1 protein-coding gene is annotated in these 747 nt (G+C 60.8%); it reads left to right on the top strand.

Going from position 1 to position 747, the window contains the following annotated elements:
* A partial coding sequence (locus tag H0485_RS21290; protein WP_226937873.1) for an AMP-binding protein occupies nt 1-747 on the top strand: 747 nt, incomplete at both ends.

Genomic DNA, 747 nt, shown 5'->3' with positions numbered 1-747 from the left:
GCCGCCAATTGCATCGACCGCCATCTGATCGACCGCGCTGAGCAGACCGCGATCATCTGGGAGCCGGATGATCCGGCGGAACCGGCGAAACATATCAGCTATCGCGAATTGCTCGAACAGGTGTCGCGTCTGGCCAATGTGCTGAAATCACATGGTATTTCCAAAGGCGACCGGGTGGTGCTTTACCTGCCGATGATCCCCGAGGCGGCCTATGCCATGCTGGCCTGTGCCCGGCTTGGCGCGGTGCATTCGGTGGTCTTTGGCGGCTTCTCGCCCGATGCGCTGGCGAACCGGGTGAACGATTCGGAAGCGAAACTGGTGATCACCGCCGATTTCGCCCCGCGCGGCGGCCGTAAAACCGGGCTGAAGGATAATACCGATAAAGCGCTGCTGCATTGCTCGGACCGGGTGAAATGCCTCGTCGTCAAGCGCACCGGCGGCCAGACCTCCTGGGTAGAGGGCCGCGATTTCGACCTGACCGCCGAGATGGCGGCGGCGAACCCCTATTGCCCCTATGTCGAGGTCGGCGCCGAGGATCCTCTGTTCATCCTCTATACTTCCGGATCGACCGGCAAGCCGAAGGGGGTGGTGCATACATCGGGCGGCTATCTGACCTATGCGGCGATGACGCATCAATATACTTTCGATTATCATGATGGCGATGTCTATTGGTGCACCGCCGATGTCGGCTGGGTCACCGGTCACAGCTATATCGTCTATGGCCCGCTGGCGAATGGCGGCACCACT

Source organism: Pseudogemmobacter faecipullorum, assembly GCF_020539525.1.
GTDB lineage: Bacteria > Pseudomonadota > Alphaproteobacteria > Rhodobacterales > Rhodobacteraceae > Pseudogemmobacter > Pseudogemmobacter faecipullorum.
The sequence above is the reverse complement of the archived record's forward strand: the minus strand, read 5'-3'. Positions and strand labels throughout refer to the sequence as shown.